This window comes from Rhodococcus sp. Q (genome assembly GCF_005503035.1).
Taxonomy (GTDB): Bacteria; Actinomycetota; Actinomycetes; order Mycobacteriales; family Mycobacteriaceae; genus Rhodococcus_G.
Genome location: NZ_SCOY01000041.1, coordinates 21,651 through 39,810, shown reverse-complemented (window position 1 = coordinate 39,810; position 18,160 = coordinate 21,651). Strand labels below are relative to the sequence as shown.

Annotated in this window: 20 protein-coding genes and 1 pseudogene; 7 read left to right on the top strand and 14 right to left on the bottom strand. The window is 64.4% G+C overall.

From position 1 onward, the window contains the following. Positions 1-118: pseudogene (locus FFS72_RS23970) on the top strand (IS481 family transposase); the annotation flags it as partial. Between the two features lie 1,113 nt (positions 119-1,231). Here the strand turns inward: FFS72_RS23970 and FFS72_RS23960 are convergent. Then, positions 1,232-1,480 carry a hypothetical protein gene (locus FFS72_RS23960; protein WP_137876297.1) on the bottom strand — a complete coding sequence of 83 codons (249 nt, stop codon included), beginning with the start codon at positions 1,478-1,480 and terminating at the stop codon, positions 1,232-1,234. A gap of 358 nt (positions 1,481-1,838) precedes the next feature. On the opposite strand from FFS72_RS23960, the gene FFS72_RS23955 reads away from it, so the two are divergent. Further along, positions 1,839-2,354 carry a DUF2510 domain-containing protein gene (locus FFS72_RS23955; RefSeq protein ID WP_171018807.1) on the top strand — a complete coding sequence of 172 codons (516 nt, stop codon included), beginning with the start codon at positions 1,839-1,841 and terminating at the stop codon, positions 2,352-2,354. Between the two features lie 532 nt (positions 2,355-2,886). On the opposite strand, the gene FFS72_RS23950 is transcribed toward FFS72_RS23955, so the two are convergent. The 3 genes from FFS72_RS23950 to FFS72_RS23940 form a co-directional block, all read right to left on the bottom strand. After that, complete coding sequence (locus FFS72_RS23950; protein ID WP_137876295.1) at positions 2,887-3,588, bottom strand: DUF8548 family protein; 702 nt, start codon at positions 3,586-3,588, stop codon at positions 2,887-2,889. Positions 3,589-3,757: 169 nt separating this feature from the next. Next, positions 3,758-4,069, bottom strand: coding sequence for a DUF732 domain-containing protein (locus FFS72_RS23945; RefSeq protein WP_171018806.1), 312 nt, complete (start codon positions 4,067-4,069; stop codon positions 3,758-3,760). A gap of 568 nt (positions 4,070-4,637) precedes the next feature. Further along, complete coding sequence (locus FFS72_RS23940) at positions 4,638-5,000, bottom strand: low affinity iron permease family protein (protein WP_137876293.1); 363 nt, start codon at positions 4,998-5,000, stop codon at positions 4,638-4,640. A gap of 176 nt (positions 5,001-5,176) precedes the next feature. Here FFS72_RS23940 and FFS72_RS23935 point away from each other — a divergent pair, with 176 nt between their 5' ends. From FFS72_RS23935 to FFS72_RS23925, 3 genes are all read left to right on the top strand, one after another. Continuing rightward, positions 5,177-5,776: a hypothetical protein gene (locus FFS72_RS23935; RefSeq protein ID WP_137876292.1), complete on the top strand. Its 600-nt coding sequence runs from the start codon at positions 5,177-5,179 to the stop codon at positions 5,774-5,776. A gap of 131 nt (positions 5,777-5,907) precedes the next feature. Then, positions 5,908-6,258 carry a hypothetical protein gene (locus FFS72_RS23930; RefSeq protein ID WP_137876291.1) on the top strand — a complete coding sequence of 117 codons (351 nt, stop codon included), beginning with the start codon at positions 5,908-5,910 and terminating at the stop codon, positions 6,256-6,258. A gap of 322 nt (positions 6,259-6,580) precedes the next feature. Then, positions 6,581-7,042, top strand: coding sequence for an HIT family protein (locus FFS72_RS23925; protein WP_137876290.1), 462 nt, complete (start codon positions 6,581-6,583; stop codon positions 7,040-7,042). A gap of 669 nt (positions 7,043-7,711) precedes the next feature. Here FFS72_RS23925 and FFS72_RS23920 read toward each other — a convergent pair. Beyond that, positions 7,712-8,572: an alpha/beta fold hydrolase gene (locus FFS72_RS23920; RefSeq protein WP_137876289.1), complete on the bottom strand. Its 861-nt coding sequence runs from the start codon at positions 8,570-8,572 to the stop codon at positions 7,712-7,714. Between the two features lie 228 nt (positions 8,573-8,800). Next, positions 8,801-9,280 (bottom strand): HIT family protein, encoded by a 480-nt coding sequence (locus tag FFS72_RS23915; RefSeq protein WP_212744387.1) that lies wholly within the window; start codon positions 9,278-9,280, stop codon positions 8,801-8,803. 142 nt (positions 9,281-9,422) lie between these two features. Between FFS72_RS23915 and FFS72_RS23910 the strand changes: the two genes are divergently transcribed. After that, entirely contained in the window at positions 9,423-10,118 is a 696-nt protein-coding gene (locus FFS72_RS23910; protein WP_249353497.1) for a uridine kinase, read from the top strand. Positions 10,119-10,224: 106 nt separating this feature from the next. Here FFS72_RS23910 and FFS72_RS23905 read toward each other — a convergent pair whose 3' ends face one another. From FFS72_RS23905 to FFS72_RS23890, 4 genes are all read right to left on the bottom strand, one after another. Next, positions 10,225-10,626: a hypothetical protein gene (locus FFS72_RS23905; protein ID WP_137876287.1), complete on the bottom strand. Its 402-nt coding sequence runs from the start codon at positions 10,624-10,626 to the stop codon at positions 10,225-10,227. A 195-nt stretch (positions 10,627-10,821) separates the two neighbouring features. Continuing rightward, positions 10,822-11,301 (bottom strand): excalibur calcium-binding domain-containing protein, encoded by a 480-nt coding sequence (locus FFS72_RS23900; protein WP_249353496.1) that lies wholly within the window; start codon positions 11,299-11,301, stop codon positions 10,822-10,824. Positions 11,302-11,468: 167 nt separating this feature from the next. Next, positions 11,469-11,810 carry a hypothetical protein gene (locus tag FFS72_RS23895; RefSeq protein ID WP_249353495.1) on the bottom strand — a complete coding sequence of 114 codons (342 nt, stop codon included), beginning with the start codon at positions 11,808-11,810 and terminating at the stop codon, positions 11,469-11,471. A gap of 106 nt (positions 11,811-11,916) precedes the next feature. After that, complete coding sequence (locus tag FFS72_RS23890) at positions 11,917-12,636, bottom strand: endonuclease/exonuclease/phosphatase family protein (RefSeq protein ID WP_249353494.1); 720 nt, start codon at positions 12,634-12,636, stop codon at positions 11,917-11,919. Between the two features lie 538 nt (positions 12,637-13,174). Here FFS72_RS23890 and FFS72_RS23885 point away from each other — a divergent pair. Then, positions 13,175-14,779 (top strand): esterase/lipase family protein, encoded by a 1,605-nt coding sequence (locus FFS72_RS23885; protein WP_137876283.1) that lies wholly within the window; start codon positions 13,175-13,177, stop codon positions 14,777-14,779. Positions 14,780-14,837: 58 nt separating this feature from the next. Here the strand turns inward: FFS72_RS23885 and FFS72_RS23880 are convergent, their stop codons facing one another. From FFS72_RS23880 to FFS72_RS23860, 4 genes are all read right to left on the bottom strand, one after another. Then, positions 14,838-15,101 (bottom strand): LuxR C-terminal-related transcriptional regulator, encoded by a 264-nt coding sequence (locus FFS72_RS23880; RefSeq protein ID WP_137876282.1) that lies wholly within the window; start codon positions 15,099-15,101, stop codon positions 14,838-14,840. A gap of 117 nt (positions 15,102-15,218) precedes the next feature. Continuing rightward, entirely contained in the window at positions 15,219-16,223 is a 1,005-nt protein-coding gene (locus FFS72_RS23875; RefSeq protein ID WP_502704152.1) for a DUF8320 family protein, read from the bottom strand. 41 nt (positions 16,224-16,264) lie between these two features. Beyond that, positions 16,265-17,473, bottom strand: coding sequence for a sensor histidine kinase (locus tag FFS72_RS23865; RefSeq protein WP_137876279.1), 1,209 nt, complete (start codon positions 17,471-17,473; stop codon positions 16,265-16,267). After that, positions 17,440-18,120, bottom strand: a complete 681-nt coding sequence (locus tag FFS72_RS23860) for a response regulator transcription factor (RefSeq protein WP_137876278.1) — start codon at positions 18,118-18,120, stop codon at positions 17,440-17,442. The genes FFS72_RS23865 and FFS72_RS23860 overlap by 34 nt, the downstream gene beginning before the upstream one ends. Positions 18,121-18,160 lie beyond the last annotated feature (40 nt).

Genomic DNA, 18,160 nt, shown 5'->3' with positions numbered 1-18,160 from the left:
ACTCGCGGTCTGGAACGTCCACTACAACTACCATCGACCCCACACTGCCGCCGGAAACCGGCCGCCAGCGACCCGACTCCACGCCGGTGTCACCAACGTCATGGCCTCATACAGCTAGGGCACGTCTGGCCTTTCAAAGCGGCCCACGAGGGCAGCATCCGATCCACTCCGCTGTCGTTCAAGGTGGGGACCGGCCTGCTGCAAGACAACAGCGATCCAACCAAGAGCCGCCAGGGGAACAGCGAAGAGCAGCACTCTCCAGTAGGAAGCCCAGTTCGCGATCCCCGCGACTGAAAGCCCGGCGAGCACGGCGACTGCCAACCAGGAAACCCACTTTCGCATTGCCAATGCCGCCACCACGGGCGGTGTCGTGAGCACAGACCCAGATAGACCAGCGGCCGAATCCCCAGCACGCGCCTGATCGAGTCGTCGCACTGAAAGGTGGTGCGGTCATCATCGAGATACAGTTCGCCGATCTTCGAGCACGACATCGACACGTCAGCCATCGGTGAGTTGCCGACCCACACGGTAATTGCCAGCGCAGCCACGGCTGAGGCCCACCACACCGCTCGCGACATCTTCGCAGCCTAGCCTGTCACATTGCGCTGGAAAGCCCGCAAACCTTATAGCGGTGCAGGTCAACGCTTCCCTCATCGACCTGCACCGAGGTGAAAGGGTCGGTGTTCGAACGGCTCCCGGCTTGATAGCAAAGTGAGTCTTTCCCTGGCGGCCGTTGGTCGCTGGTGGCGAAGGTCGTGGCCGAGCGGGGCTGCGAGTAGTGCTCCTGCATCTTCTCGTGGTTATCGGCTTCAGTGGTCGAGCAGTCGCCAACTGCGTGAATCGTGCCTGGAACTAGTCTGGCTGTAGCGTTGCCGGATCGAAAGGAAGAAACGGAATGTTCGATGACCGTCGAGTGCCTCTCGTATTCGGAGCCTTGATCGTGGTGTGCGTGATGGGGGCTGTTCTCATCGACCGACCCGTATTCGCGATCGCCGGATGGGCCCTAGCGTTTGTGCTTGCAGTCGGCTGGATGGCGGTAGCGCTTCGGGCATGGCGTGCTGATCACCAAACCGACGTCGAGTAGCCCTTGTAGCAGGCCAAACTTAGCCAACAAGGCGATGCGCGAGAACGGTGCTGATAGGCCGTTCCCGCGCACGGTCGTAGGCCGATGCCGATAGTGCCATGAGTTTATCGGTAGCTTTGGATGGGTTGCGCACCAACAGGTTTGGATCTATCGATCGCATGTAACCGCGATCGAGTGCCTGATCCCGGGCGCCTCCGGCCAGCGGGTGAACTCGTGCGAGAAGCATTCGGTTGAGTAGATCTGGGCGCCCGCGCCCTTGATGCTCGCCGTCGCCCAGACACCGGTTTCGTTGACGCTCCAGCTGCGGTGAATTGGGCTGCGATGTATGTAGTTGTCGATCGCCTTGATCGCGGCCGTGTCGGTGATGGTGATCGGGACGATGGGATTGGCGGCCATGGCCGGCATGGCGATCCGCTCCGTGACGGCGGACGTCGAGGCACTCGTACTCGGGGGTGTCGTCCGTCGATCCGCACGCGGCGACGACGGGGGCGGCAAGGGCCACCAGTGCGACGGCGAGTCGGCGGTACCTGGGACGGACTGTCATCCACCAATCCTCCCGCATGGGCCTCGATCGCCACGCAATTCCCTTTATCCTGGCGATTCATGCAGGAGGTGACGTTGTCCCGCATGACGATCGGGCCCTGGCCCGTATGCTCCATCCTCTCGGCCCGTCGTCGGTCGGTACTGCTACTGCACACCCAGCCATCCGGCTGCTGTGCGATAGTTTCGCCATCCATCCTCGATAGGAGATGCGTTGACCGGCAGCAACCCTGAGCAACCGCGGTCAGATAGTGAGCTACCGCCTGCCGGTTGGTACCGCGATGCCGCCACCCAGACGATCCGTTGGTGGGACGGCGAGGAGTGGGACACGCAGGACAACCCTGATGTGTCTGGAACACTTCCTCCGCAATCGCTACCACCGCGGGATCAGCAGTCGGTCGGGCGCCTGCAGCAGCCATCCGCGTTCTGGGATTTCGTCCTGCGATGGAGACGGATCATCATCGCAGCAGTCGCCCTGCTGCCCGTGATTGTCGTAGTTGCGGGCTTCGCCGCGAACTCGCGTGACGAGGCGTCATATCAGGAGGGCTGGGACGACGGGGTGCGTTATGGAGAGACGGCCAGAGCGCTGATAAGTGCTGGAGGCGGCGGCTTGACGACTGCTCAAGTCGACTCCAATTGCTTGACCATTGCTCTTGCGGCCGAGGGTGACTACGACATCGACGACTACCAGCAGGGGTGCCTTGACGGTGCCTACTCGGTGCTTGAATAGCTTGCTGAACTGCAGGTAGTTGGGGTGCCGGTGGCGTTGGCCCCATGCAGTTCGTCTGATCTCGTCTCCAGCTCGACATCTCGCGGCGGTGGATGCTGGGCGCGCTTCGCTCGGGCCGGTTCGTCAGCTTCCGGAGGGCGGATAAAAGCTCCAAGGATCTCCACCGAGGCCCATCCATACCGAGTACGCAACACCCCAGACGAAACTCACGACCGGCTGCAACTCCGGCGCTACCTCGGGAGCGGATGGCATCTGTGGTCTGGTGTACATGTCTCCCTTTCCTTTGCCTAGGACATCGTGGCTGCCGACGGGGTGTTACTCGGCCCCTGGTTGTTCTGTGCACACCTGTGCGCCGCCAGAATCGAACACTTCGCCAGCCGCGCCGGATGGGTGCTACGCGGGACCATCACCGGTGCCTGCTGCTCACAGGTCGAACAGTGGATCGACTGTCCTGCGAACAGACGACCCAACGGGAGAGCGGAGTCGAGAAGGCCTACGCATCCCTGCGTGTGCAGGTCGACACCGCCGACCATCAGTGTTTGGAGCGGGCGTCCTGCCAGATGGCGTGATCGACCTCCCACGCAGTGATGCGCCGGTCTATGCCGACACTCAGCTCGCGGGCGATGTCACGCAACAGCAGACGCGCCGAATCCGGTGTTGTTTCGGCGCCGTGGCGCGCGAGCCACCGAAGCACCATCCGGTCGGGTTTGACGGTGTCCTGGTCCCCGATCAGCATCCACAAGTAGCCGCGGCGCACGCCCGAGGCGCCCTCGCCCGGGACCTGTCGCAACGCCGATTCGACTGCGTTCAAGCGACTGTCGTCGATCAGTAGCTTTCGGGCCTCGTCGAGGGTGCTCACCTGGTTTTCGTGCAGTACTGCGGCGTACCGCAAGACTGCGTCGGCTTTGCGGATGCCGCCACGGGTTGAGGTGTTCTGCCGATTCTTCGCGACAGCGAGGAGCTCGTCGGACGACGGGTAACGGTCGAGGAATGCGTCGAGAGGGACCGGATCCGCGGACTCCGGCACCGACATCGGCACCGATGGCGATGCGACACCGAAGTCCGCTGCGACCCGCCCAACGACTGGCACGACGTGGCGGTCGTAGTGCGCACCGATACTGAATACCGCGTCGAGCACACAGAAGCTCACGCTCACCCATCGCCGCTGCCTCGGCTGCGGGTCGAGCTCCCGCACCGCAGCCACCAGCCTCTGCAGGTCCTCGTCTCTGTGCATGCGCCGCACCATAACCGACCGAACCGACACCACGGCTCGCCCGGGTCAGGCGCTGGTGCCGTAGGCCGCGCGGGCAGCGGTGATGAGGTCGAGGACGGGCCGGAGGGGGAGTGAGCGAACGATCAGTGGAGGCCGCCCGGCTCCGGGTGGCACGCTCAAATCCGAGCGGTCAGCGGTTCCAACTGGCCTTGTACTCGGGACAGTAGATGTCGATGCCTAGTCCGACCAGCGTGACCGCGTCATCCTCGGACATCCCGGTCCGGACGGCGATCTTCTGCACGATGGAGTAGACCTCGATGGGGTCGACATTCGCCGGATCGTTGGTGGATTCCGCGAGGTCGGTGCACGTGTTCTGGCTCTGTTGGCGAGCGAAGTCGGTGTCGACGTCGAGGTTCTCTGTACTGACGCGCTGGTTGAACTCGGCGTCGCGGTCGGAAGATGCGTCGTCGTCTCCGCCGCAGGCGACAGCCAAGATGGCCATCGTGGTGAGTGCTCCCGTAGCGATTACGCGGGTGAGCCGTGTAGTTCTGCGAGCGTCCATGGTAGGTCTCCACTATTCGACGGTCATACCCTGTTGATCGCTCGCCGACGGTGTTCTGTGTCAACGCTGTGTCGGAGGTGCGTCGGTGCGTCAGGCCTCATGGACGCTCGAGCCGACGTGGCTGTCTGATTCCTCTACCTCGGGTTGGGTGTGGGTGGGGCTGCGGTTCGGGCCGCGAGGAGCGCGGCCAGTGGTGGTTCCGATCGCGAGGACCGCGCGAAGTGTGACTGGATGGTGGATGCGAGTGCGGGCATGGTGCTGAACCGTCACCGTGACGCCTGCGAGTCTGCGGTGGGTATGGGGGACGACGCAGGGGAGTGCGCAGTGGCGATGTCGGGCGCCAATTCGGTTCAGGCAGCGGCTACTTGGTCTGCACGTTCTCCCCGCATTGCGTGGTAGCCCGGTGGAAAGGCCGAGGTACAGGCCCGAGGCGGTGGGCAGCATGGACAGGTCGTCGAGTGCGTGACTGGTGGCGCCGAGTCGATGAACCAGATGACTCCAAGGCTGTTCAGTGGTCGTGATGCAGTTCGTCGTGCAGTTTCTCCTGTTCACTGACCTGTTCGTCCTCGACGTCGATCAGTTCGTTGTGCGCGCGGGCTGACGAGTGGATGAGTTCGTCGAGCTTGACCAGGATGGCGTGCGATTCTCGGTTGGTGGTGTGCTGGACGACGAACAGCATGAACACGCTGACGAAGACGCCAGCGGTGTGGACGGCGTACGCCCACCCAGTCGAGAAGTCGCCGAGAGCGCCGACGACCACAAGCGCCGCGATCACGGCCGCAGCCGCCGCGGGTGCCCAGGCAGAGCCGGACCAGCGAGCGACCGCTTCGGTGGCGGCAGCCAGGCGTGACTCTGCCCTTCGAGCGGACATGTAAGCCGCGTGCCCACAGCCGTCACCCACGAAACGTCAGTGACCATGCCTCCTGTGTCCTCCAAGAACCTTGACAGTCGTGACTGTGCAGGACCGATGTCGAGGACCAGAGCCGGATAGCATCGATTCCGGTCGGTGGCCGCCGACCGGAACAGGGGGGCACCGCGGTGCGATGGTTGCTGTCGATCCTGTTAGTGGCCGGTTTGGCCGGGGCCTTGCCGTTGTCCAGTCCCGGCGTGGCCTACGCCTGCTCGTGCCGATATGAGCCAGATGGTCCCAACCTCGTCGAGCATGTGTCGATCGGCGCGTCGGTGTTCACCGGGACGGTCACCGCGGAACGCATCGAGGACCGAACCAGGTTCTACGACTTCGCGGTCCGAGAGGTGTTCAAGGGAGACGTCGCCGCGACGACGGTGGTGTCGTCGAGTGTGGACAGCGCTTCCTGCGGGCGTAGCTTCGACGTCGGTGTGGAATACCTCGTCTTCACCTCCACATACGCCACCGCCGGCGCACGGTGGGCGGCCGACAGCTGCGCGGCCACGACCGAATCAGCCAACCAGCGCACGCGCGACGCTGTGCTGACCGTGTACGGCGCACCGCGGGCACCCGACCCACGAACAGATGCTGGCGGCGCCTACGACACCGCAGCTGATGATCAGGGCGTCGGCAATTCCGGCCATGCCTTGCTGTGGTTCGGTCTTGCCGTCGCCAGCGCGATCGCGCTCACAGCGGCACTTCGGCGCTGGCGCACGCGATCATCGAAGTCTGCCAACTAGGTGACCATCGGCCAACTACGTAGACCAGTCACAGCGACGAGCGAGCGAGCAGCAGCAGCAGCTGCTGTAGTCTCCGCGGCGATCCACCTGTGCGCCAACAGAATCGAACACTACGCCGGCCGGGCGGATGGATGGACGCTGCCGTGGATGCGGGCGGCGAGGCATGGTATCGAATCGTCACTGTGACGATTGCGGGTGTGCGGTCTGCGCGAAAACGCCTGAGTAAGTTGGGCACGAATGTTGCGCTGATGATGGAGGTTGTCGCGGACGGGCTGTTATGGGAAGAGGTGTCGGCGCTGCCGGTCGGGACGGTCGTGGTCGCTTCGCCGAGCGATCCGAGCAAGGCGATCGAGATCGCGCTGCGGAGAGACGATTTCGTTGCGGATCAGCAGTGGCTTCTGGCTGGTAGTGAGGCGTGGCACGACACTCAGGATCTGTTCGAGGGTGCACACGCTATTGCGGCCCTCGGCGCCGTGGGCTGAGACGGTGAACGGCCGACCCGGCCGACGACCGACCGACCGAAGTCTGTATTCACATGTGCTCCAAGGTATTTCGCAGATAACTGTGTTTATCTTTGAAATTTCAACTTGCTGCTACGCACTCCCTCGGCGTCGTTGTGAACGGTCACCGTAGTTGGCAATTTGTCAGGTAGTTGGCACAGCATCCTGGCGTGGGCGATCGGCGGGATCGGGCCACTCAGATCGAGCAGCTGACATTCCCGACGTCGCCGGTCGGCCGATTATCTGAGCCGGCGGGATATCGGAATGGTGGGCCCATCGCAGTGCCTCCGGCACAATCGGTGCGGTGACTAACTGGAAACAGGCCCGAGTGGAATCGGCCCTGCGTGGACAGAACCCGACCGTCCTCACTCGGCTACCCGAGGCGTTCGCTGCGATCGGCGACGTCCAATGGCTGCCCGGCTACTGTGTCCTGCTGACCGACGACCCCATCATCACCCAGCTCAGCGACCTCCCACGGCCGCGACGCCTCGCCTACCTCGAGAGCATCGACCGACTAGCCAGCGCCGTCGAACACGCATGCAGACAGGCCGACAGCCAGTTTCGTCGAGTAAACATCGAGATCCTCGGCAACACAGACGCCTTCCTCCACACTCACATCTGGCCCCGATACGAATGGGAACCCGAGCAACACCGACGCATGCCCGTGTGGCTGTACCCCTCCGACCGCTGGACAGATCCCTCCCATGCCCTCACCCCGGCACACGACTCCCTCCGTGCAGCAATCACCAACGAGCTCCACGCATAACACGGCCCAGATCGAGCAACGCGCGAACAATTGCCAACTTCGATGACAACGATCGCGGCCGGTCGTGGTCGGAATAGTTGTCATACCGCAGGTCGTAGCCTCGGTAGTTGCCAACTGTGTTGGCAATTCACAGTCGTTGTTCTTCCTGTGAACGGTCACCGTAGTTGGCAGGTTGTCAGGTAGTTGGCACAGCGCACGGCGGAACAGTTCGGTGTTCCCCAGACAGACCGTAGTTTGATCGATCAGGTCGTCACTCGGGCGATTCGGAACTGGGTCCACCTCGGATCCGGTACACGCGCACCGCCATGTCGCAGGCGCCGACCGCAAACACAGCAGCGCCGAGAAAGGCGAACAACGAAAGGAAGCCCCCGCGCCCGAGCCAGCCGGTGACTCCTAGCAACGCAGCAGACATAGCGAAGGACACGATCGTGGGAATCCGGCTCGACTGCATGGCCGAACCGTAACTTGCCTACCGAAGCAGGTGGGTCGGACAGCGTCCAAGAACCGGCCAGGTCTCGGAATCTCGGAGGAAAAGTCGGATCGGGTCAACACCGGAGCGACTACGCCGCCGCGTTGCCTTTGATCGCCGCGTAGATCACGGCGAATCACGCGGCGGAACCGGTGTGTGACCGCACCGAGTGAGCACCTGCGGTCCGATGTGCTCGGTGACTAACCTCGTTGAGTCTCGTCACCGGTTTGCCCGGATACCCAGTGCGCCTCCAGCGCGTCGACGAGCTCGTGCGCCCGCTCGTCCGGGAAGAACAGCCTCGCACCGGGAACCTCGACGACGCCGCTGGCGCCGGGAATCAGGTCAACGAGCCAGTCAGCCCAGTGGCGGCGGAAGAAGATGTCGCCGGTGCCCCACACGATGGCGGTGGGTACCTTGCACGCGCTGAGGCCAGGCCGGATCGGGGCGAGGAGCTCGGGCGTCATCGACGACAACAAGGCCGTCATGAAGCGAACGCCCTCGCGGCTGCCCAGGGTCGGTGTCAGGTAGTCGGTGATGACGTCGTCGGGGACAGCGGAGACATCCTGGTAGCCGGTGCGGTAGATCTGCTTGCCGAGCTTGGGCCGCTTGGCCAAGGGGGCGGCCGCGCGCAGCAGGCCAGCCCTGGCAGCCCAGACGGCGGGCCGGAACGCCGGTGGAGGGAAGTTGCCCTCGGTATCGCAGTTGGTGAGCGCGAACGACGTGAACAGCTGCGGGTCTCGGGTCAGCACGACCTGAGCGACGGCGCCACCGGTGTCGTTGCCCACGAGGTGGATGTCGTGCAGGTCCAGCTCACGGATGACAGTGTCAACGGCGTCGGCGAGCCCCCACACCGACGGCTCCCCCAGTGGGGGTGTGTGTCCGTGGCCCGGGAGGTCGACGCTGATGCAGCGCCGGCGGTGGGACAACAGCTGCACACAATTGCGCCAGAGCCTTCCGTTGGTGAAAACCCCGTGCACGAACAACGTGACCGGACCTTCCCCCACGTCGGTGAAGCTGACGCCGCCCACTGTCCGGCGGTAGGCCGCGAACTCGTCGGTCACGAACCGCTCCTCGTCTGTCGGTCAATTCGGTCAAGTCCCCTAGTTGGCAGACTTCGATGATCGCGTGCGCCAGCGCAGAAGTGCCGCTGTGAGCGCGACCGGGGCTGCGACACGGCAAGACCCAACCACAAGCAAGGCATGGCCGGAATCACCGGCGCCCTGATCAGCTGCAGTGTCGTAGGCGCCGCCAGCATCTGGTCGTGGGTCGGGTGCCCGCGGTGCACCCTACTAGCTGTGGAGACGGAGGTGCGCGCGCAGGAGAGCGCTATACGGGGCTCGCTCCTCCGTGCTGACGTACGCAGCCTCATCATGCCGGGTGTACAGCTGGTCGTTCGGATAGCGGGGAAACACGTGGACATGGTGATGCCAGACGTCTTGATTGCCCGCTGGTTCGTTGTGTTGGCGAGTCGAGATTCCGGAGCACCCATAGGTTTCGCGCATTGCGACCGCAATGGCGCGGGTCAGATCAAAAACAGCATGGCCGACGACAGAAGGCAGCGCATACAGGTTCTCGAAGTGCTCGACCGGGGCGACAATGACGTGGCCGCGGTTGTTTGGCCACCATTTCGGCGAGACTCGCGCGAACGCGTGCAATGTCGTCGCCACGAGGTCGGTCGACGCATTCAGACTGTCGTAGCTGCCGCCAGCAAAGCGACAGAAAGGGCAGTCGTAGCTCTCGGGCGCATGGTTCCACTCATCGGCCTTCACGAACCTGATTCTCGTCGACTCGTCGAGAGTTCCTGTCCTCTTCGTGGGCGCCTCCCGGGCTGGATGGCTTACGCGTCGGCCGCGTCGGCGCCGGGTGACCCGGGGTGTAGGTTCATTCCACTCAAATCGAAAGGCGCGCATTGTGGCGGATCGACGTGACCTGGACGTTGCCATCGAAACTGGGTTGACCCAACAGGCAATCGTTGACTGCGAGAACTCGAGTTCTCTCCTTGATCGCGTCATCCACTGTCACCGAGGTCGGGGCGGTCGCACCATCGTCGGAATCTCGGGGATCGAGGCCTCCGGAAAATCGACGATCACCGACGAGCTGGCGAATCGGCTCTCGACTCTCGGGCACGACGTGTTGGTCATCCGTGGCGACGAGTTCTCGACTACGAAAGCGGTCCGAAACAACAACCCAGATACGGTGCGCGGCTACCTCGACGATGCCTATGACTATTCGCACCTCAGCCTTCGCGTGCTTGAGCCGCTACGGTCAGCGGCCGTCACTGAAATTTCCTACGTCTCGACCGATCCGGAGACGGACGACGCGGTCGAGTCCCGTGCCCGAGTATCTGAACGGGCCCTCGTGATCGTGGAGGGAGTACTGCTTTTCCGAGGTCCTCTGTTCGATCAGTTCGATCTGCGTATCTGGGTGGACGTGAGTTTCGACGAATCTCTGCGGCGTGCGGTGATGCGGCCGCGAGATCTGCACTATTACGGAAATGCCGAGTCGATCGTGTCGCGGTACGAGTCCCGTTTTCATCCGGCGCAGAAGATCCATGCGCGTGAGGACCGACCACAACTGACAAGCCACGTGATCGTGCGGAGTCGCTGAAGTACGGAATGCGTGAAGGCGGATCAGGACTGAGCGCGAGTCGAAGGCGTCGACGACAGTGCCTCAGATTTGGTCGTCTCTGTGACGTCTGATTGTGGTTCCGCCGTCACCTCCCGTGGGCGTCGGGCCTGGCGACGTCGGTGATCGCTCGTTCGAGTGGCGGGCAGATCAGCAGTGCGCACAGGTATCCACCAGCGGCGATCAGGCAGGGTGCGAGCACCGTCGCGAGGTCGATCCATGCCGCCGCCGGGAGGGTGAGCAGTAGCGTGGAGAACCCGACACAGACGGCGAACATCTGCCGCCACTGCCAGGGCCTCGGCGCCGTCGCCCGCGCGAGTCTGATCGCGACCCGGGCGCCGGCGAGCGCGCACACCCCGAACAGCAGCCCGGCCACAGCAGCGATCGGCAGCGCCCACAAGAACACACTCGGAAGGCCGGCAACGAACCACAGAGCGGTCACCAGGGCCACCCCGATCGGGGTGGTGACCAGTTGGCCCTGCCAGGTCATCGGTGCACGGGTGTCAGCAGGTCAGGACGGCTGTTGCGGGGCGAGTCGGACACGGTTTCACTGTCTCACAACAGCGCCACGAGTTCTTCTGACTACAGATCTATTGCACCACTACATGGTTCATGGGTCGATAACGCGTATCGACGCCCTCGCCCTTTGCAGGCGAGGGCGTTGCGCCATGCGCCATCTCGGGCGCTACTCGCAAGCGACACCATCGCCGTCGCGGTCCAGCTTGCGGCTGTATCCGGGGTCCCCCGTGTACAGCGGGGCCGCACCAGCAGCGCGAACGTCGGCGCAGCTGCCGTACGAGGCGTACCCGCGAGATGCGGGCGGCGCGGCCGGAGCCGGCGCCACTGCGGCAGGGGCCTGTTCGGGTTCAGGTACGGAAGCGACGAACGGTACCGGTGCGGGCGCAGGCGGCACGTACACAGTGGTTGTTACAGGCGGCGGCGTGTACACCGGCGTCACGACGGGCGGCGGCGCAGAGGGCTGAGTCGTCGTCGGCTTCGCGGTTGTTGTTGTCGGCTTCGCAGTGGTGGTGGTCGCCCGCGTTGTCGTTGTAGTGCTCGACGGAGCAGGAGCGGAATCAGCGTCCCCGCCGCATCCTGCGACCAAGAGTGCGAGAACCGAACTGCCCGCGGCGACTACTAGTCGAACTCGTCCCACGCGCGCCATGTCGATCCCCCTCATAGCTGCGACCATCGCGAGCTTACGAGAGTTCTACCAGCCCGAATCCACTGTCAGTCGAATGGAGTACACCGATAGGTCGCGACCACGCCTACCCGTTGACAGCCGCGGTGGAGCGGAAATGGGCCGTGTCACTCAGTGCCAGACGGCCGGGGTCACCGTGGCAGCGGCCACTGCTCGCGGAGCTCGTCGAGAACCTGCAGGCGTTCGCTCTCGCTCAGCAGCACCCCGAGCGGAGACAGGTTGCGCATCTCGTCGCCGGTCTCGCCTTCGAGCACGGCAACAGCGCGGGCGGCGTCAATGTCGTTGCCCTCGACGATCTCCTCCCACCGATCGAGCATGTCGGTGAGGTACGGGGCGCGGGAGACGTGGGCGCGGGTCACCCGCAGGCGCTCGCGGACCTGGTCGGTGTCGATCCGCAGACCCTCCCGGTCAATCTTCGCCAGCACCGCGGCCTGCATCAGCTTCTGCCGAACCACCTTCGGAGTCACGATCACCGGGAACCTCCCCTTCCAGCTTGGACCATGACGGCAGGGCCGTCGCCTCATCCCCGCACTCGAACTCGCCGTCGACGGCGTACTCACGTGATGTCGGCAACGGCCCTCATGACATCGCCGCCGCCGATACCAGCCGGCACATAACCCCGGAATGATCGCTGAGCTTGAGGTCAGCGGCGTATCCGGGCCAGGTCCGCAGCCCGGTGCACGTCAGGTCGGAGGCGACGTGATCGATCAGCGGACCGTGCTCGACGTCGCCGGCAGTGTGAATCGTCCACCGGCCCATCACCTCAGCCAGCCGCTCGGCGACCCTCACGGGTTGTCGGCCCCGCGGGACACGCTGGTTGAAGTCGCCGGCGACCACCGTCGGTACCGCCGGGTCGAACCGTGCGGCGAGCACCTCGAGCTGGTCGAGGCAGTCGAGGTGCTCGGACCACGCCGTGGCGTCACGGCGTCCGGTACTCACGTGGGCACGGTCCCACGGGATGCAGACGGCGAGGATCCGGACCGGACCTCCCGGCGCGGCGGTCAGCGCGGTCACCACCCGCCCAGCTCCCCCGCCGGTGGTGAGCCGATCGACGTCGCTGAGCGGCCAGCGGGAGCGGAGCAGGACCTTGCGGCGGTCCCGCTGCTGGCCGTAACCCCAGTCGTCGCCGGCGTCGACGACGTACCCACCGTCCGGCAGCAGTCCCCGGCGACCTTCGGTGACCACGAGGATGTCCGCGGTCGTGTCGGCCAGCCGCGCACGGACCAGCGGGCCTCGCCTACCCGCGGAGGGCGCCCATCCGGTGTTCCAGGTCGCGACGGTGATCTCGGTACTGTTCACGACCGGCACCGTACGGCCACCCTCCCCTTGGGTCATCTGTTCGTAGGACGGTCGATCCGCTGTCAGACCTGTACTGATTGGATGACCGCCGTGATTCGGGGATTCGTGAGGTTGGGAGGAGTTGGCGACGTGCAGGGTAGTTCGCGATGACTGCTGGCCGCGTTCGGTTGGCCGGGGTCTGCGGCGTCCTTGCGACTGCGGGGATCGGTGCCGCGGCGTGGTGGATGTTGCACGGCCAGCCAGAGGGCACCGAAACGCCGGAGCCTGTTCCTGTCACGAGTCCGGCCACCGAGGTAGCCGAGGTGACCGCCGCACTCGAATCACTTCCTTCTAACCCTGAGGCGCTGCTGTCAGCCGGTACGCGATCTGACCTCCAATCCACCCCCGATTCCGCGTTTCCCGAGGGAACCACGATCGAGGTTGACGAGGCGTCCTGGAGGCCCGATCAGATCGGTGGAGGACTGATCGAAGTCTCAGTCACCAGGCCAGGTTTGGGGGCCGTGAACTACTTGGCCGTGATGGCAAAGGAAGGTGAGCAGTGGCGAGTGCTGACGACCTTCTCAACCGAGTAGCGATTCATCGCCTGCGGACAGCAGCACGACGCCGTCATGCCATCGCGGCGATCCTCTGCGTCATCCTTGCCAGCAGCTTCGTGGCAGTTGTCGGACCAGCCTCAGCAGCCGAAGACGCTGGCAGTCCTTCCAGTTGGAACTGCGGCACCGCCGACTTCATACCGGAGGCTTCCACGGACAAACTCAACGGTCACCCGGTGAAGATGCGCCCCGATGCCAGAGGCAAGTGGGTACCGGTGCTGTTCGTCCACGGATTCAGTTCGTCGATTCAGAGTGCGTTCTCCAGGAAGATCGACCTCACGTCCAATCGTGAAGGCCAGGCAGCGGGAGATCGTTCCCTGATCGGTCAGCTTCAAACGATTGCAGGTGCAGCGACTTTCGGCTTCGATTACCACGACACCTCGGCACGCTGGGTCGATGACGAAGCCAACGGGCCCGCGCTTGGTGCCGCGATCGACTGCCTCTATGACAGGTCCGGCGGCGAGAAGGTCATCGTGGTCGCGCATTCCATGGGAGGCCTCATGACTCGCTACGCCTTCGGTGCGGATCGTGGCCGCGCTGACCGAGTCAGTTCGGTGATCACTTTCGGGACGCCGAACACGGGATCGGATTTTGCCCGAAACGCGGACATCGCGACGGTGCCGATTCGACTCTTCATCGGTTGGTGCGGGTATCAGGCCACCCAGTCGCTTGAGAATGCCGGTGCGTGTAACAGCACAATTGGAGCTTTCACCAGCGAGGCGGGACTTGCTCTGCGAACCGGTTCGCCAGAGATGAAGGTCCTCGCTCCGTGGCCGCGATCAGTCCCGGTCACAGCGTTGGCCGGCGACATCCAACTCGACCTTGACCAACGTTCGTGGTTCGGTGTCCCGGTCAGCACCGCAAGCATCCCCTTCGGTGACGTCCCTGTCGACCTGGACTCGGCAACCTCGGGTGCAACCAGGTCGTTCAGCCGACAGTGCCGATACCAGGGCAACGTCTTCGTGTCAGCACACGACGAGCTGCTTTACCGAATCGGTGTCACGGATGGGAACGAAACCGGACAACTTGGCGACATTCTCAGTGGGCCCTGCTTCCACGACAACCTCATGCGGAACCTCGAGCTCACCAACGAAGCGTCCTTCGTCGTGGCGGACGACATCGCCTCACGCGCGACAGTCGAGGAAGCGGGAGCCGACAGCACGATGTCGGTGACGGCGGTGACGCCCTCGGCTCCGCCTGGCCTGGAACGAGGAATCGTCGATCGTGTCGCGTTGCAAACGTGGGCCTACGATCGCGTCGCTGACAACACCTACGTCGTAGACAATGCGGGCAGGAAGAACGTCTACGTACATGTGAACTCGTTCGCCGGCGACGAGGAGGTCCGGGGAACAGGAACGGGCTGTAGCACCACAATCACGGTGAATGGACCAGCTCTTGCTTACAGCAAGAGCGTCGGGAGTTGTTTCGTAGGCAATCCCGGAATCATGTTTGTGGCACCTTCGGTTGGCCAGTACGTGGTCACTGCTGCTGTCACGCAAGAAGGCCGCGCTGCAGTCACCTCCGAAGTGGTGGTGAATCTCGTTTCATAGGCTCCACGGGCGATGCTGATGCCGCTGGTCGCTGCGGGCCTGTCGAACGGAGGTCTGCTCAGAGTTCCTCAAGGAGGACGTGCCCGTCCTGCAACGCCCGCGCCAGGAGCTTCGCCTTCGTGTTCGCGGACCGACCGGCATCGTTGTACTTCTCGCGGATGCGACAGATGTGAGTGTTGACGGTTGACGATGTGATGTAGAGGCGGCGTGCGACCGCATCCTTGGAACCACTGACTACCCACGCCCTGAGAACTTCGATCTCCCTCGGGCTCAACGACGGCTGGGCATTCATTGCCTTGCGTTCTGGGACGATCGACTGCATCAGCACAAGAACCTCCGGAGGTTGGGACCACTACGAATCCCGACGCTAGATTCGCTGGAACCGCGTCGGAAGCCGCAACTTTCCCTGCCCGGTAACCGGGTGCCCCCCGACCGGGGGTCACGCTTCGGATGGCAAACGAGTCTCCATGCTGCTGACACCGTCGACACCGAAGTCGACACGGCGGGTGCCCGCGTCGTCACCGGTCAGGATCGAGGCAAGAACATCGCGGCCCTGCGGAAGAATCCGCACTCGCACCGTCCCCTCCGATGCCTGCAGCAACGCCTCGACCACCGCCTGCTCGATCGCTTGCCGCACTGACGGGGGTGACTCGTCCATGCCGTGGTCGTCGATCAGCAACACCTCGACGCCCCGCTCGCGGGCCGCCCGTGCCGCGTCGGAGATCGCCGCACCCGCGAGGGCGGGAGCCCGCAGCCGATCCCGCAGATGCGCCTCGAGCAGCTCGCACGACACCCGCGTTTGGTTTGCCAAGTGGTCCGTCGCCACGATCTCCTCGAGGAGCGGTGTCGCACGCTGGGTCAGATACTGCAGTTCGGCGTCCCGTTCCTGCTGTGCCGCCTGCTCTGCTGCCGCGACGGCCGCCACCTGCGTGGCCCGATCACGAAGTGCCAGCAGTGCTGCGCTGTTGGGGCGCAGCGTGAATGACAACAGCGTCGCCATCGCCAGCGGCCCTGCATCCCCGACGACGTACACCGCGCCCGTCATGGCGCCCTGCCCGGTAGCCGCTGCCCACACTCCGTAGATCGCGATCATCGCCGCCAGGCCAGCCCACGCCGCCGGCCACCGACCACGGACTCCGAGGAAACACAGAATCGTCGTCCCCGCACCATGCGTCCACGCCTGCAATGGAGACAGGAACGGCGCCGGGAGTACCCACAACGACAATATGCAGGCCACCGGCCCCACCAATGTCAACGCGACCGTTCCCGGCCAGGGAAGCGGATCGCCCGGCAGCGTGATCAACGCGATCGTTCCCATTGCGAGCAAGGCCGTTCCCAGTAGCATCGGCCAGAATGCCGATGCCCCCTCCCTGGTCTGGACCGTCACTACCACGATCGCGGCGATGTACACCGCCACAATGAGTTTCGCCCATCCTGTGTGCATGCCCAGGACATCGCGGATGTCCCGCGGCGTGCTCGCCGATGTCACGACACCGCCACCCAGCGCAGCGTGACGACCGTCCCCGAACCCGGCACCGACACCACCGATGCCGCACCGCCAGACAGATGCGCCATCCGCTGCCGGATACTCACCGCGACACCGAACCGATCCGGAGGAACCGACCGCGGATCGAACCCGCAACCGTCGTCGCGGACCGTCACCTCGATCCCTCCGTCCCCCAGATCCACCGACACCGAACACTGCGCACCCTCACCGGCATGCCGACCGCTGTTGCGGACCGCCTCCGCGCACGCCGCCGCCAGCGTTACCACCGCATCCGTCGGGTACCGTGCCTCGTTGCCGGGCCTCTCCCCCACGATCGTGATCCGCTGATGGGGATCGACCTGCGCGACAGCACTCCGAATCCCGGCCACCACTTCCGATTCCCCCACCACATCGGTTTCCGCTGATGATCCGGCCGCCAGGGCCTCCATGTCGGCCAACGTTGCCGCGGCCTGCCGCGCGACCGTCGGTGTCCGACCTCGGCGTGCCGCCATCAGCAGTGTCGTCATCACCCCGTCGTGAGTGAGCGCGTTCAACCGCGTCCGTTCCGCCGCGCGAGCCTGCACCGCAGCTCGCTCCGCTGCCTCCACCAGGCTCGACTCGCGAGTGGCGTCGAGCAGCCGAGCAGAACGCACTGCCATCACTCCCGCCGCGATCGGGACCAGACACCACGCGAAGGTCCATGCCGCCTCCGCTACCGGAGCCCCATTCGCCACTGGCGCACGGACCTGGACATTGATCACCTGAACCGCTGTCACCGTGCAGAACAGGTACACAAACGGAACCCACACGGGGCCCGCCACCGCGGCAGCCAGCGCCGGAATACCCACAAATGTCTGGAACCACACCGTGTCCGCGTCGATGGTCCCGCCGTTCCACGCCACGGGCCACAACATCAGTGCCACAACATATCCGGCGCTCGCGCATCCCGCCGCCACACGCAAGATTCGCCCCGCGGTGAACAGCGCCGACAACCCCATCGCGATACCGATGCCGAACATCAGCACCACCGCAAGAACCGTCCACCACGCACTGGTCACCGCAGCCGACTGCCCCATCAACGGCACCGACAGCACCAGATAGAACACATACCCACCCCCGATGAACAGGGTGAGCTGCTGGACAATCCGCTCCCCGAAAAGGTGCGGATTCGAGTTCAGCGTCGGAACCGTCGCGGAATCGGTAGCCATCCGTCCTCAATCGCTCGCTTGAACAGATCGGTTTTCGTGGGAGCCGGCCGCCCCGCATCGCGGTACCGACGCCGAATGCGATCGACATAGTCGGTGACCGTGTCCGGCGACAATCCCGTCTCCTGCGCTACCCGCTGCGTCGCCTCACCCGAGGCATACAACTCGAGGACCTGACGCAGCCGCGGCGACAGATCAACGAAGTCAGGATCCGAATCCACCGCCGCGGCCCAGTCCATCGTCGCCACCTGCCGACCCGCCGCCGCCGTCCGGACAGCCTCCTGGAACTGCTCCTTGTCCACGTCCTTACGCAACACCCCCAGCACCCCCGCCTGCGCAGCCTGACGCACCAGATACGGTTCGTCCCCCGACGTGTAGACCAGTGTGTTGATCCCCCGCTCGTCCAACACCGCCACGTTCTGAGCCGGGGACGACCCATCAGCGAGCCGAAGATCCAACACGACCACGTCGACCTCCCCCACCAGTGACAACAACCCGTCGACCGTCGCATCGGCACCCACAAACATCAGGTCGCCAGCATCGTCGATGAGCACCTTCAGGCCCTCCCGCACTGCCTCGTGATCATCGACAACACCGACACGCCACTTACCGAACGGAGGAACCGGCGAGGCGGCAGCAGACCCAGACATGGCGACCAGTGTCGCCGATGCTGCGGGATGCAGGTGACAC

Excerpts from the sequence above, each read along its gene's own strand:
- FFS72_RS23900 (WP_249353496.1), bottom strand. The coding sequence starts at position 11,301 with ATGGCGCGCGTGGGACGAGTTCGACTAGTAGTCGCCGCGGGCAGTTCG.
- FFS72_RS23945 (WP_171018806.1), bottom strand. The coding sequence starts at position 4,069 with ATGGCCATCTTGGCTGTCGCCTGCGGCGGAGACGACGACGCATCTTCC.
- FFS72_RS23940 (WP_137876293.1), bottom strand. The coding sequence starts at position 5,000 with ATGTCCGCTCGAAGGGCAGAGTCACGCCTGGCTGCCGCCACCGAAGCG.
- FFS72_RS23860 (WP_137876278.1), bottom strand. The coding sequence starts at position 18,120 with ATGTCTGGGTCTGCTGCCGCCTCGCCGGTTCCTCCGTTCGGTAAGTGG.
- FFS72_RS23930 (WP_137876291.1), top strand. The coding sequence starts at position 5,908 with ATGGACGCTGCCGTGGATGCGGGCGGCGAGGCATGGTATCGAATCGTC.
- FFS72_RS23950 (WP_137876295.1), bottom strand. The coding sequence starts at position 3,588 with ATGCACAGAGACGAGGACCTGCAGAGGCTGGTGGCTGCGGTGCGGGAG.
- FFS72_RS23905 (WP_137876287.1), bottom strand. The coding sequence starts at position 10,626 with ATGACCTGGCAGGGCCAACTGGTCACCACCCCGATCGGGGTGGCCCTG.
- FFS72_RS23880 (WP_137876282.1), bottom strand. The coding sequence starts at position 15,101 with ATGCAGTCGATCGTCCCAGAACGCAAGGCAATGAATGCCCAGCCGTCG.
- FFS72_RS23875 (WP_502704152.1), bottom strand. The coding sequence starts at position 16,223 with ATGCACACAGGATGGGCGAAACTCATTGTGGCGGTGTACATCGCCGCG.
- FFS72_RS23865 (WP_137876279.1), bottom strand. The coding sequence starts at position 17,473 with ATGGCTACCGATTCCGCGACGGTTCCGACGCTGAACTCGAATCCGCAC.
- FFS72_RS23960 (WP_137876297.1), bottom strand. The coding sequence starts at position 1,480 with ATGGCCGCCAATCCCATCGTCCCGATCACCATCACCGACACGGCCGCG.